Here is a 13,152-nt window from a genome sequence, read left to right on the forward strand (position 1 = left end):
AAAACCGACTCGAAGGAGGGAAGTCTTCTTTCCAAAGGAGTTTGTTACTCATCCTTGCCATCACTTTGCATAATATCCCAGAGGGACTTGCGGTAGGTGTCGCCTTTGGTGCCTTAGGTGATGGGTTTACTTACGAGGCTCTTATGGCGGCAGTGGTGGTTGCCTTTGGGATTGGGATCCAAAATATCCCAGAAGGGGCTGCGGTTTCCATTCCATTGTTACGTGAAGGGTATAGTGCTAAAAAAAGTTTTTGGTATGGACAACTTTCTGGATTCGTGGAACCCATTGGAGGGCTTCTTGGTGCGGCCCTAGTGTTTTATGTAGCTAGTATCCTTCCGTTTGCACTTTCCTTTGCGGCAGGTGCGATGATCTTTGTAGTGGTGGAGGAATTGATTCCAGAATCACATACGGGGAAAGAAACCGAAATGTCTACTCTCGGTGCGATGTTTGGATTTGTGCTGATGATGGCATTGGATGTGGGTCTAGGGTGAAAGTAATCATACATATGTTAAATGAAAATCAAATTACGAGTGTACTTATTTTCTTTTTGTTTATTTCCTGTGCGATTGACATCAAACAGGTTCCACAACCTAGAGAAGCAGAAAATACTATTTATCCTTTTATAAACCAAGAAGTTTATATCGGTAAATTTGAAGTTTACACTTCTGATAGTGTCAATTTTACAAAGGCTTGGAAATATACTTTCAAATCCATTCTAAAAAACAATCGAGTTAGTAATCAAGTCTTAGATGTCTCAAAAGATCGAAATTCTAAAGAGGAGGTGGACAAGTATCTGATCGATATTGAGGTGTATCCTAATTTCGAATCAAATTTTATCATGTGGAAAACTTGGCCAGCATTTTGGCCTTTTACTGGCTACTGGCCATTGCAAGTACGCAATCATCATTATGAGGTAAAACTCTTATGTAAAATTTCCGTTAATGGTGTTCCACGCACAAGTATTGAAATCATAGAAAATGCCAAAAAAACAATAGAAATTTATGGGTTTTATCGCACTAGCGAAATCGAATCCATGATTGAAGTTGCCAATTTGAAGGTATTAGATCGATGCGCAAAAGAAATCATAAATCATTTACAATAAATTTACTTTTGTTATTCGGAGCTTGTATTTCCATACCAGAGACTCCAAAAATTGACAAAGAAGAATGTGTTGCCCAGTATTTTCATGCGAAACGTCAAATGCGAGAAATTCAAATTCAAAATAGAAATCTTACTACAGCAATTTCTGCTTTATCCTTTGGTGTCGGGTTTTGGACAGGACCAATTGGATTCACTCCAATGTTAGTATTACCGTACACTCAATATAAAAATAAAAAAGCAGCAGACTTGATTCAAAGTGAATATGAATCCAATTATTGCAATTGATGAAAACATTGCCCCTTGGGTGAAAATCAAAACCAAGAATGGTCTAGAAGGATATGTGTTTGGAATTTTTTTGAAAAAACCAAAAGAGTTTTGGAATTAAAATGGATTTGAAACACTAAATGTCCAAATGGAATCTAACAATGATGCAAAACAGCTTGATTGCCATTACCCTGTTCGCTCTCTCCCTCTTAACAAAAGAACTTCTTTTGCAATTTTAGATAACGCTTGTCAATATGAATGGAGTTTTTTACAATTGCCCTCTAACGACAGTTCTGTACTATGAATCGTGATTGAGAGTTTTATGAAATCTAAAATTATTTTGAGCCTTCTATTCCTACTCCTGCAATGTGCCAATACTTCGTATTACCAAACTTGGGGAAAACAAAAAGTCCGATTGAATGGGTTTACCAAAGAAGAAGGGTACCAAAAAATCCAGTCCTTCAATTTCACCTACACACGAGTGTATCTATTTTGGGGTCTGTCCAATGTGAGAGACCAAACTTTGGATGAATTTTTCTCTGAACTCTATTTAAAGTATCCCAATGCCCATATTGGAGATTTAAAAATCACAGAGGAATATGAGTTTATGGATGGGATTTACGATTTGATTACTGTCGGAATTGTTAGGCCTTATTCAGTCCACATTCGTGGAAATCTTTATGCGACAAACAAAGGTGGCAACCAATGAAGTTTTCTTTTCACAAAATCGCACTTTATTTAGTGCTTTGTTTTTCTATTTTCATGACGGGTTGTGCAACTTACCGGTATGAACTAACAGATACCAAAATCCCTGTTAGTTTTTCCAATGAGCTCGAACCAAACGAAAAGTACCGTCCCTTCCACATCGAAGTAAAACTATCCTGGTATTTGTTTGATACACAAGCCATCGACACACTCCAGTTAGATGAAATATTCCGAGAAGAACTCCCAAATGCCAAAAAAATTGTAAACCTTCGGATAGAGTCAAAAGAAAATGTTGCTGACTCAGTGATCCGAACACTCACTACAGGTGCACAAGTTTTGTTTGCTTCTAACCGTGCTTTGTACTCTCGCCGAACAATCATTATAGAAGGTTTGGTTGTGGAATAGGTTGGTTAAATGGGATTATTATTGTTTAAAACTGTGATGTTACCATAAGATATGCAAACTGTGCTGTTTTCGAAAATTGATTTGTATACACGTTAGCATTCACAGTTCGGTCATTCACTTTGCTTTGGATCGCATCTCCCGCAAAAATCATACTGTACCCACCTTCGATCAGAATGTTTTTATAAGGAAGATTGTATTTTACATCCACTTCACGAAAGAGTGACCTTCCGAGTAAGGACACTGGTCGATTGTTCCCAGTACCATTCTCTGTCAATACTTGGCTTACATCGTATTGGTTATTCGAAATGGATTCAGTACTCGCACCCGATTTTGCATTTCCAACTAAGTCATACCAACTATCTTGTAATTTGTGTTTTTCGATGGCAAAATAATCGATTCGAAATGTTCCATAAGATTCAGTGGCATAACTTATATTAATCGATTTTGATTTCATATTCACCCAACTGACTTGGTCAGCCATTCCATAAAAAAAGTGGTTTGTGTGAAAAAGGTTTTGAAAAGATGCAATTGATCCATCTGTGCGATTTGGATCACCACTTCCTACATCATATGCGACTCCCATCCTTACTTTAGAAATCGTATAACCAATGTCAGCACCGAAGGCGAAGGTTTTATAACGTTCTTTTTCGCGGTATAAATTTTGTTGGTATGTTGTATTCGTGAGTGGGTCAACCAAATTCACATTGGTTTGGAAAAAGTCCCATTTTGGATTAATATTCCTACCCGTAGTTCCTGTTTGGGTAGCGTATTCAAAGGAATAATCAATTGCTTGAAGTGCTTTTTTGCCTGGTTGTGTTTTGTTGGTAACTCGGATTCCATAAGTATGGAGTACATCCCATCGTCCCGCACGTGTGTTTGGATTCCCAACTTCTCCCGTGGTTAGGACAAGGGAATTGTTTGTGCGAAGGTATTCTTTTTGTAATCCCAAATAATACAAATCAATATGCAAATAATCAGATGGTTTGAGTGTATTATAAAATCCTGTGAAGTATGAATCACCTAACTCTTGTCTTTGTGCATCAATTTTTGGTGAACATACTTTTGTGCCGTTATAGGGACAATCAAGGTAAGTATTGTACTGAGATTTGACTCCAAAATTGGTTGTATTACCTGCAATATCCGAATGGCGTTCGCTTACCGAAGTGACAAAAAGATGTGAGGAAAATAATTTGTCTTCCCATTTGAAACGAAGTCCATCAAAACTCCTTCCTACATTTGTCCAATCAAGGGAACCCACCAATCGTTCATCACCATAACGCAAAATTTGACGACCAGCTAGTACATGTAAGGGGAGGCCAAAATTATTTTTACTCTCTATATATGCTTCTCTCACATCTGTACTTTGTCTTGTCCCATCATTGGCAGTAGCGATTCCCGTTAATGATCCTTTTTCTGCCCCCCATAACCGGCTATCTTGGAACGTGACTTTGGCAACGATATCTTTCGTGAATTCTTTTTGGATAAAGAACTGTATCTTCTGTCCTGTAAAATCGACATTGTCATTTGTATTCCGATTAAAATCGAAATTATACTTCATCTCTGGTCGAAAACGAACAAAAGCACCAGCGCTAAAACCATCTGACCAAGTGGGAGGAGGGTTTGGTTTTGGTTCTTGGATGGGTTCCCGAGAGGGACTTGGAATGTTTGGACTTGTAACATTCGGCTCTGTATTGGTAGTTTGAGCAGAGACTGGATAACCAGTCGCCAAAAGCATCACAAATAAAATGAAGTATCTTCGCATGAGTTATTATCAAAAGACCACAAGGGTCTTCTCCTATGCGAATAGCGAATGCAAGAATCGTACAGACTGGAGGGGAAAAGTTTAAAAATTCTGATATTCTCATAAAGCATGGACAATATGTACATTTATTTTTAATCTTTTGTTTAGTTCATAAAAAAGTACTCAAACAATCATTCCTTTCGTTCATCAATATGTTCTAAATTAATAAATAATGTGTAAATCTTGTACGAATTGTAACCTTTGGAAATGAGTTAATCATCGGATGGTTTGGCATCACAAATGAAGGCCAAGAAGTAGGTAAAATCTAAAACAGAGGAAAACCTGCCAGTCCTAACAATTTTTAATCAGATGATCCAGGAAGTGAGTTCAGTTTTGTGCCAATACAAATGTTGTATGAATACTCATCCACGAGGGAACTCGGACTCCTATCCTTGAAAGGGGAAACTGAGAAAAAGCCTTCGAATGCAATCAATGTCTAAAACAAAACGCTCTCTTTTTTGGTCTCAAGGTTACCAATCCTAAGAAAATCTTTTACGGATATTATTGACAAACACAAGGGAATCAAATAAAAATTGCGAAACGGTAAGTTCGTCAATTCAGGAATGTACTTGGATGCACCACCTGCACCAGTCAAAAAGGATGCAAATGGTGATGTGATAGCTCCTTCACATGGCCATCGGGTGAATATTGTAGGGTACGACGATGCGAGAGGAGAATGGATTGTGAATGATTCCAACAAAGAAGAAGAGCTCACTCGTTATCCATATGAAGCCTTCGAACTGGGGAATCGATGGTCTACGGTATTAGAGAAAAAATAAAATTAAATGAAAGTATTAGTATTTTTGTTAATTATCTCTACTTCAATATTTGCAGAAGAGAAACTAGAATTAAGTGAATTAATAAAGATAGTAGAGAAAACTAATAAAAGTTTTATTAATACGATTATCGCATCCGATAGGGACGAGCTTCTAAAGTCTGTAAACTATTATACTAAAGAAGGAGATTTTAAGAAATTGCTCAAAGAACCAGATCGTTTAGAATCGATCGATAAATGGGGCGATCGTCGTCGTTGGTTTGTGAGCAAATGGCAGGGAAAAGAACCAGCCATCTATGTTTCTGCCTCGTAAAACGGAAACTATGATTTGGAACACAATCGACAGTCAAAGGATTTAAAAGACGACTATCTCTTCTATTTTAAAAACTATTGCGAATTCGATGGAACGATCGATGCACGTTATGCGAGAATCAAAAAAATGAGGCTCACGTATTACGATGCTGCTTATACAGCAGTTAATAACATGATGAATATCAAATTTGTGGGCAAATTTAAGAAAATCATCAGCTAAGACATTGAAGTAAAAGAAGATGAAAAAATCATCAATGCCATGCAGTCGTTTCAACCAGTGAAGTCTACGACGTGGTATGGCAATATCTTTGCCATACAATTGAAAGTATTGGAAGTGTATCCTGGCGAACCAAATATGCCGTTATGCACTTCAGACTACTATATGGGGTATAAAGGTTGGGGGAGTTACGAAAAAGTACTCAGTGAAATCGATGAGCTTCCAGAATTAAAAGGGAAACGAAATCCGTATTAAGATTGATGGAAGACTGGTCTTAGCTACAGGCGAGAAGAGAAAAGGCAAATACCCAAATAAAGATTCTATGAAAAATAGCAGAAGGATCCACTTACGAGGATTAGAACAGTTACATTAACAGTAACAATTCAGTCCATCGAAGTGTCACTCCCAACTCAAAACCACTTTCCCAAAATGTTTCCCAGTTTGTAGGTATTCTAAGGCTTCCGGAACTTCTTTCCAACCGAACACTTTGTCCACAACAGGTTTCATTTGATTTTGTTCGATGGCTCGGTTCATGTGAACAAAGTCACTGCGGCTTCCCACAATTACACCTTGTACTTTCACACCTTGCATGAGGATAGGATAGAGTGATAAACTCGACTCACCACCAGCAAGGACACCAATGAGGGCAATGGTCCCGTAAGGTTTCACACTCATCATCGATTTTTGCATGGTGCCAGCACCACCCACTTCAATGATCAGATCAGCCCCTGCCATTTTGGTGTGTTTTCGGACATCCCGTTCCCAATTGGATTTTGTACTGTAATTGATGGTTTCATCAGCACCTAAGGTTTTGGCACGAGCCAATTTTTCATCACTAGAGGAAGTGATGATGACACGAGCTCGCATCATCTTGGCAAATTGTAGGGCAAATAAAGAAACACCACCCGTGCCAAGACAAAGGACGTCACTTCCAGGTTCAATCCCACCAAAATTCACTACCGCATTATAAGCAGTAAGGCCTGCACATCCAAGTGTGGCTGCTTCTTTATCTGTTAAGTGGCTCGGGGTAGCGACCAGTCCTTCTTCGGAAAATTTTCCATACTGCGCCAAACACCCGTCATTTGGTCCACCTAAGGTCGTACGCAAATTGTCCATATTAGGAGCTCCATCTAACCACTTTTGGGCAAAGATGGGAAGGACTCGGTCTCCTTTTTTCCAGAGTGTGACCTCAGATCCAACAGCTTCCACAACACCAGCCCCATCCGAACAAGGGATGAGTGGGAGTTTTTGCCTTGGGTTGTAAGTCCCAATCACCATTAAATAATCACGATAATTCAGTGAAGTCGCTGTTAGGCGAACAAGTACTTCTTTAGGTGCAAGTGTTTCTGGTATTTCACGATCTGTTTCTTTTAAATTTTGGATTCCAAAATTGCCTTGGATCTCCCATACTTTGTTTCCCATTAAAACTCTAACCACCCGAATTGAAAATTCACTCGTCAGATACTCACCACAGGATTTCCTTTGTCGAGTGGGAATTGAACTGAAAGGGTAGTATGAAAAAAGAATTTTGGAACGATACTGTCGTAGTGATCACTGGTGCATCCAGTGGAATTGGAAAGGCATTACTCGAAGAACTCGCTGTTTTCCCATGCCAATTGGTGCTTTTGGCAAGGCGTGCAGGAGACATCCCCGAACCAACGGCAAAACACAAAGACACAATCCTCCATAGGGTCACATGTGACTTATCCGATCCAAGTTCTGTGTTGGATGCCATTGATTGGATCTCGAAACGAATCGAACGTGTGGATGTCCTGTTTAATAACGCAGGCATCACAGCCCATGGTCGGTTTGATTCCCTTTCGATGGAAGTGTACCATAAGACCTTCGCTACCAATTTTTTTGGACCCGTACAATTCATTAAAGGTCTCCTTCCCTTGGTGACAAGAGCCAAAGGGAATATTGTCACCACATCCACTGTTTCTGCTTTGTATGGAGTGCCTGGGCGCGCTGCATACTCTGCCTCCAAGTCTGCCTTACATGCGGCACTCGAATCCCTTCGCATCGAAAGCCTAAATTTGGGAATTGGTGTCTCACTCGTTTGTGTCCCTTATACAGACACGGCACTCCGCACTTCTGGTCTTGCTTCCGATGGGAAACTTCTCACCGAAGCTCCTGCTAAAGGCAAACGAAAGTCGGCAAAAGAAGTGGCCCATGTTCTCATGGAGGTTGCAAAGGACAAAGAAGCAAGGCTTGTTACGTTCAATTTGAGCGGTAAGTTTTTAGAATGGATGCGATTTTTCTCTCCCAAGTTTTTAGAAAAAATTCTCTATAAAAAACTCTACGACGACTTCAAAACACATTGAACTCCGTCTAAACCAAGGTAGAGGAAAAACCCACTTGGACAATATTCTAATTCCGTATCTAACGGCTGTTATTTTTACTTTTTGTTTTATGACTCTCATGTGGTTTTGGGGAAAAACCCGAGACAATTACGCTGTCATTGATGTGGGTTGGGGTCTTGTGATTGCGGGTATCGCCACAGTCCTTTCTTATTTTGGAAAAGGGACTTTGGTTGCAAAATTAGTTGTCCTCATTCCTGTTTGGGTTTGGGCCATTCGGTTATCAGGTTTTCTCTACTTCACACGGATTCGCACAAACCACCCAGAAGACAAACGTTATGCTGGGTTTCGAAAAGACTATGGTGACAAAGTCCATAGTAAAATGTTTACCAATGTTTTTTTATTACAAGGGGCTTTAGCACTCCTTCTATCTTTTCCCTTTTACTTTGCCTCTCAGTGGAATTTGTATCCGAATGTGGGGCTCTTTGGTCCCAATGGAACGCTAATGGTTTGGATCGGTTGGGCACTCTTTATCTTGGGTGTGATTGGAGAGAGCGTAGCTGACAGAGACCTACACAAATTCCTTTCGGTTCAGGCAAACAAAGGTAAGGTGTGTAATCTTGGCCTTTGGAAGTATACAAGACACCCCAATTATTTTTTTGAATGGGTGATTTGGCTTGGGATTGGAGTGATTCCCATCCTTTCCACACCAGAAGCAATGGCTTCTCTTTTCACTCCTGTATTTATGTTTGTGTTGTTACGATTTGTATCCGGTGTCCCATTTGCTGAAAAATATTCACTTCAGTCGAAAGGAGATTTATTTCGTGAGTACATGCGCACCACAAACGCATTTTTCCCTTGGTTTCCAAAACAATAAATAAAAAAGGATAAAACATGAATTTCACTGATTCTAACAAAAAGGAAGAGTCATCTTCGTTTAGTATCAACTCACTTTTAGAAAAGGATATTTTCCCGGATTGGCTCATTCGTTTCCGTATCCGGCAGTTATTGGATTTACGCATCAAACAAGAACGTAAAGAAAATGCCACAGCACAACTGACGCATAAAATGAATTATGTGAATTCACTTAAAAATTCACCCATTGCCGTTCATACGGATGCCGCAAACGAACAACACTACGAAGTCCCAAGTGAATTTTTTACCTATGTGATGGGACCAAGGATGAAATACTCTTCCGGGTATTGGCCAACACTTGATACAACTTTTGCCGAATCCGAAGAGGAAATGTTACGCATCACTGTGGAACGTGCGGAGATTAAAAATGGGATGCGTGTCCTTGATCTCGGTTGTGGTTGGGGCAGTATCTCTCTCTACATTGCTGAAAAATTTCCAAAATGTAAAGTAACAGGTGTTTCCAATTCCCGTACCCAAAAAGAATTCATCGACAAACGTGCCAAAGAAAGAGGATTAAAAAACCTCACCATCATCACAAAAGACATGAATGAGTTCACCACAAAAGACAAATTCGATCGCATTGTGTCTGTGGAAATGTTAGAACATATGAAAAACTATGAGAAACTCTTCGAAAAATTATCCAAGTTTCTTGTGGCAGATGGAAAGTTTTTTGTACATATCTTCACACATAAAGAATTTGCATATCCCTTTGAAGTGATTGATGAAACGGATTGGATGGCGAAGTATTTTTTCACCGGTGGGCAGATGCCTTCTGATGATTTGTTTTTGTATTTCCAAAAGGACTTTCTCATTGAAAACCACTGGGTAGTCAATGGAACTCATTATGCAAGGACATCTGAAGCTTGGTATGAAAACATGATTGAAAACAAGGATAAACTAATGCCTATCCTTGCGAGTACTTACGGCGAAAAAGAAACTACCAAATGGTTTGTGTATTGGAAAGTTTTCTTTCTCGCCTGTGCAGAGTTATGGGGTTATCGAAACGGAGAAGAGTGGTTTGTGAGCCACTACTTGTTTCGAAAACGCTGAGTTTTTTTCCCAGCCGCTTTTACATACACTCCACCTTCTTTTTTGGAAGAGGATGAGGTGCTGGAACGGCGGCTACTTTCTCCACCACGTTCTTTTCTTTCTCCGCGGTCACTTCTTTCGCCACGATCACTGTTGGACCTTCCACCACGGTATCCACCGCGACTTCCCGATCCACCACCATCGTCACGACGACGTCTTCCACCGCCAGAACCACCACCAGGAGGCATTTCGCTCCATTCCGCTGGGGTTTTTCCGATTTTTTCAGGGCCACTGATTTTTGCTTTGTCGAGCAGATTGGAAAGGAGTTTTAAAGCGACAGCACGTTTGTCCTCTAACTTCAAAAGTTTCTCCAATACATCTTCCGCATCGGCATGGATTTCGGTTTCGACAATTTTGTTTAGGAAATCTTCTTCTCTTCTTGCATGAACTTCCTTCTTCGTAGGGAGTGCGGCAATTGTTAAGTTCGTTCCCGAAGTTCCTTTGAGGCGGAGAAGGGCTCTTGATTCTCTTGTTGTTACCAGAGTCACAGCCTTACCTGATTTTCCAGCCCGGCCAGTACGACCAATTCGGTGCGTATAACTTTCGCTATCAAAAGGAAGGTGGTAGTTGATTACAAGAGACAAATCTTTTACGTCAAGACCACGTGCCGCAACGTCTGTTGCCACAAGGATTTTCACTCGGCCATCATGTAGACTTTTTAAAACTTGTTCTCTTTGTTTTTGGTTTAAGTCTCCGTGGAGAGCTTCTACTGGGTATCCTTTAAAACCAAGGGTAGCTTTTAGATCATCAGCTTCTTTTTTGGTTTTTGTGAAAATGATCGCCTTAAATGGGTTTTCATAATCCAAAATCCGTACAACAGCTGTTTCACGTTCCGCTTCATCAATCACGTAGTACACTTGTTCAATGTTCTTAGAAGATTTCTCTGTTGGAGCAATCTTTACGTGAGCAGGGTGTGTTTGGTATTTACTCGCCAATTTTTTAATTGGTTCGGGCATTGTTGCAGAAAATAATAATGTTTGGCGTTTGGTGGGAAGTAAGTTAAAGATGGATTCGATATCATCCATAAATCCCATATCAAGCATTTCATCTGCTTCGTCTAAAATCACCATTGATGGTTTGAAATTTTTAAGTTCCTTACCTTTTAAAAGGTCAAGGAGTCTGCCAGGAGTTGCGACAGCAACTTGGGCACCTTTTGCCACTTGAGTGATTTGTTTAGAATAGGAACTACCGCCGTAAATCGTGGTGGTTTTGATTCCTAAATGTTTTCCCAGTTTGTACAATTCATCTGATACTTGCAATGCAAGTTCCCGAGTTGGTGTGAGAACAAGCACTTGCATGCCTTCTTCCACATTGATTCGGTTCAAACAGGGGAGTCCGTAAGCTGCAGTTTTTCCGGTACCGGTCTGCGCTTGTGCGATTAAATCTTTTCCTTCCAATACGAGCGGAATCGCTTGTTTTTGGATAGGGCTTGGTGATTCGAAGCCTGCTTCAGTGATTCCTTGTAGTATTTCAGGACGTAATCCGAAGGATTGGAAGTCATTTCCAACTTCGGTGTCATTCTTAGTCATGGAAATAGGATACAATAAAAAAACGGCCTAAAAAAGAAAGGGAAAAACTACCATACCTTCCAAGTAACGTTACGGGTGTTTTTTGGCGATTTCTGCTAAATGGGAGTACAATTCTTCTTTTAAATAGGGTTTTGGCATAAAGTACTCAAACCCAGAGTTTAAAATATGTTCCTTTTCTTCTGGCATACAAAGACCCGTACAGGCAAACAAAATGGGTTTTGTTTTTTCCGAGGAAAGAGCTTTCGCTATCTCTGTTCCATGTTTTCCAGGCATCTCAATGTCGAGAAAGGCGATGTCAAATTGGTCCGATCCTAAAATCCTTTCTGTTTCGATCCCATTATTTGCCTCCACAATATCAAACGGCAGTGGTTTTAAGTAATTCTTCAAAACCTTTCGGTTCAGTTCGTTGTCGTCAGCGATGAGAACTTTTTTGCGAGAGTTAAAATTGGGAAGATTAGAATCTTTTTGGTTCGAAAGGTTTTTTTGTTCAGGGGAGAATTCTTCCCGTTTCCAAACGGTAGGAATTTTCACTTTGAATGTACTGCCTTCGCCTATCTTAGATTCCACATTGATCTCACCATTCATCTCTTCTAACGAAAGTTTGACGATGGACAAACCAAGGCCAGAGCCCGAAATTTCACAACCTTCTGGAACAAATTCATTGTACTTTTGAAAGAGTCGGTCTTTGATCTCTGGTGAAATCCCAGGGCCTGTGTCTTTGATTTCGATGATTAAATTTGCATTTTCATCTGCTTTTGTTTCTAAGTAAACATGGCAATTAACAGAACCATGGTGAGTGAATTTGACAGCATTTGCTGTTAGGTTCCAAATGATTTTTTCCAGTTTCCGTTTGTCAGAAAGTAAGTATACTGTTTCTGAAATTTCGTTCTTCAATTGGAATTCAATTTTTTTTCGTTTGGTTTCTTGTTTGAAAAAATTATGGTACACATCCAAACATTGGCTTAAGTGGAACCATTCGTTATTTAAAACTGATGCATTTTCTTCTAAGCGAGATAACTCAATCGTATCGTTTACTAAATTGAGGATCACTTCCCCTGCATTTTTGATGTGGTCCACATAATGATGAATGGATTCTGGAATGGGTTGTTCCCTGATCATTTCCGACATTCCAAGCAGGGAATTTAAAGGATTCCGAATGTCATGGCTAATGGCTGCGATAAAATCTCGTTTGGCAGCGTTTGCTCGTTCAGCTGATCTTTTTTCAATTTCGAGTTTGTCTCTGTCTTTACGCATTTGCAGAAGTCGAACGGTTTGTTTCCCAAGAAGGCGTAACATCTGTAATTGTTCTTCGTTCAGTTCTCGTGGTTTGTTATCGATGACACAAAGAGTTCCCAATTTGATTTGGTCATCCAAAGCAAGTGGGATCCCTGCATAAAATATCACATTGGGATCCCCATTCACGAGTGGGTTGTTTTTGAATCGATTGTCACGTTTGGCATTCGGAATGACAAACATCTCGTCTCCCAAAATGGCATGGGAACAAAAGGCAAGGGAACGTGGAGTTTCTCTGGCTTTAAGTCCATGGTGGGATTTAAACCATTGTCTGGTTTCATCAATGAGGCTCACAAGAGAAATCGGAGCATTGCAGATCATCGAAGCAAGTTTTGTGATTTCATCGAACATTTCCTCTTCAGGAGTGTCGAGGATCTCAAGGCCTTTTAGAGCGGAGAGTCTTGCGGCTTCATTTTTCGGCAGGGGAGCAATCTGCATGATCATTT

Annotated in this window: 17 protein-coding genes; 13 read left to right on the forward strand and 4 right to left on the reverse strand. The window is 40.0% G+C overall.

Translation table 11 applies throughout. The annotated features are described in order from the left end of the window. The 6 genes from ND855_RS17000 to ND855_RS17025 form a co-directional block, all read left to right on the forward strand. On the forward strand, nucleotides 1–491 hold a 491-nt coding region (locus ND855_RS17000; protein WP_265359431.1), incomplete at its 5' end, for a ZIP family metal transporter. Continuing rightward, nucleotides 488–1,102 carry an LBF_2127 family putative lipoprotein gene (locus tag ND855_RS17005; RefSeq protein WP_265359432.1) on the forward strand — a complete coding sequence of 205 codons (615 nt, stop codon included), beginning with the start codon at nucleotides 488–490 and terminating at the stop codon, nucleotides 1,100–1,102. The genes ND855_RS17000 and ND855_RS17005, both read left to right, overlap by 4 nt. Next, on the forward strand, nucleotides 1,069–1,386 hold the full coding sequence (locus ND855_RS17010) for a hypothetical protein (RefSeq protein WP_265359433.1): 318 nt from the start codon (nucleotides 1,069–1,071) through the stop codon (nucleotides 1,384–1,386). The genes ND855_RS17005 and ND855_RS17010 overlap by 34 nt, the downstream gene beginning before the upstream one ends. Continuing rightward, a complete protein-coding gene (locus tag ND855_RS17015) occupies nucleotides 1,364–1,486 on the forward strand; it encodes an SH3 domain-containing protein (RefSeq protein ID WP_265359434.1) in 123 nt (40 codons plus the stop codon). The genes ND855_RS17010 and ND855_RS17015 overlap by 23 nt, the downstream gene beginning before the upstream one ends. 201 nt (nucleotides 1,487–1,687) lie before the next feature. After that, nucleotides 1,688–2,074, forward strand: a complete 387-nt coding sequence (locus tag ND855_RS17020; protein ID WP_265359435.1) for a hypothetical protein — start codon at nucleotides 1,688–1,690, stop codon at nucleotides 2,072–2,074. Then, nucleotides 2,071–2,475, forward strand: a complete 405-nt coding sequence (locus ND855_RS17025; protein WP_265359436.1) for a hypothetical protein — start codon at nucleotides 2,071–2,073, stop codon at nucleotides 2,473–2,475. The genes ND855_RS17020 and ND855_RS17025 overlap by 4 nt, the downstream gene beginning before the upstream one ends. A 25-nt stretch (nucleotides 2,476–2,500) precedes the next feature. On the opposite strand, the gene ND855_RS17030 is transcribed toward ND855_RS17025, so the two are convergent. Next, nucleotides 2,501–4,237, reverse strand: a complete 1,737-nt coding sequence (locus ND855_RS17030) for an alginate export family protein (protein WP_265359437.1) — start codon at nucleotides 4,235–4,237, stop codon at nucleotides 2,501–2,503. A 572-nt stretch (nucleotides 4,238–4,809) separates the two neighbouring features. Between ND855_RS17030 and ND855_RS17035 the strand changes: the two genes are divergently transcribed. Genes ND855_RS17035 through ND855_RS17050 form a run of 4 tightly spaced genes read left to right on the forward strand, consistent with a single transcriptional unit; the run spans nucleotide 4,810 to nucleotide 5,835 of the window. Next, entirely contained in the window at nucleotides 4,810–5,055 is a 246-nt protein-coding gene (locus ND855_RS17035; RefSeq protein ID WP_265359438.1) for a hypothetical protein, read from the forward strand. A gap of 6 nt (nucleotides 5,056–5,061) precedes the next feature. Further along, nucleotides 5,062–5,364 (forward strand): hypothetical protein, encoded by a 303-nt coding sequence (locus ND855_RS17040; RefSeq protein WP_265359439.1) that lies wholly within the window; start codon nucleotides 5,062–5,064, stop codon nucleotides 5,362–5,364. A gap of 15 nt (nucleotides 5,365–5,379) precedes the next feature. Continuing rightward, nucleotides 5,380–5,583 carry a hypothetical protein gene (locus tag ND855_RS17045; protein ID WP_265359440.1) on the forward strand — a complete coding sequence of 68 codons (204 nt, stop codon included), beginning with the start codon at nucleotides 5,380–5,382 and terminating at the stop codon, nucleotides 5,581–5,583. 39 nt (nucleotides 5,584–5,622) lie between these two features. Further along, nucleotides 5,623–5,835, forward strand: coding sequence for a hypothetical protein (locus ND855_RS17050; protein WP_265359441.1), 213 nt, complete (start codon nucleotides 5,623–5,625; stop codon nucleotides 5,833–5,835). 144 nt (nucleotides 5,836–5,979) lie between these two features. On the opposite strand, the gene ND855_RS17055 is transcribed toward ND855_RS17050, so the two are convergent. Further along, nucleotides 5,980–7,002, reverse strand: coding sequence for a zinc-dependent alcohol dehydrogenase family protein (locus ND855_RS17055; protein ID WP_265359442.1), 1,023 nt, complete (start codon nucleotides 7,000–7,002; stop codon nucleotides 5,980–5,982). A 92-nt stretch (nucleotides 7,003–7,094) separates the two neighbouring features. Here ND855_RS17055 and ND855_RS17060 point away from each other — a divergent pair, with 92 nt between their 5' ends. Genes ND855_RS17060 through ND855_RS17070 form a run of 3 tightly spaced genes read left to right on the forward strand, consistent with a single transcriptional unit; the run spans nucleotide 7,095 to nucleotide 9,845 of the window. Next, entirely contained in the window at nucleotides 7,095–7,904 is an 810-nt protein-coding gene (locus ND855_RS17060) for an SDR family NAD(P)-dependent oxidoreductase (protein WP_265359443.1), read from the forward strand. A 34-nt stretch (nucleotides 7,905–7,938) separates the two neighbouring features. Beyond that, on the forward strand, nucleotides 7,939–8,757 hold the full coding sequence (locus ND855_RS17065) for a DUF1295 domain-containing protein (RefSeq protein WP_265359444.1): 819 nt from the start codon (nucleotides 7,939–7,941) through the stop codon (nucleotides 8,755–8,757). A 17-nt stretch (nucleotides 8,758–8,774) separates the two neighbouring features. After that, entirely contained in the window at nucleotides 8,775–9,845 is a 1,071-nt protein-coding gene (locus tag ND855_RS17070) for an SAM-dependent methyltransferase (RefSeq protein ID WP_265359445.1), read from the forward strand. On the opposite strand, the gene ND855_RS17075 is transcribed toward ND855_RS17070, so the two are convergent. Together ND855_RS17075 and ND855_RS17080 are read right to left on the reverse strand one after the other, a co-directional pair. Further along, a complete protein-coding gene (locus tag ND855_RS17075) occupies nucleotides 9,824–11,413 on the reverse strand; it encodes a DEAD/DEAH box helicase (RefSeq protein WP_265359446.1) in 1,590 nt (529 codons plus the stop codon). The genes ND855_RS17070 and ND855_RS17075 overlap by 22 nt on opposite strands. A 69-nt stretch (nucleotides 11,414–11,482) precedes the next feature. Continuing rightward, nucleotides 11,483–13,144, reverse strand: coding sequence for a hybrid sensor histidine kinase/response regulator (locus tag ND855_RS17080; RefSeq protein WP_135638045.1), 1,662 nt, complete (start codon nucleotides 13,142–13,144; stop codon nucleotides 11,483–11,485). Nucleotides 13,145–13,152: the final 8 nt, after the last annotated feature.

It is taken from the genome of Leptospira paudalimensis (assembly GCF_026151345.1).
In the GTDB taxonomy this organism is placed as follows: domain Bacteria; phylum Spirochaetota; class Leptospiria; order Leptospirales; family Leptospiraceae; genus Leptospira_A; species Leptospira_A paudalimensis.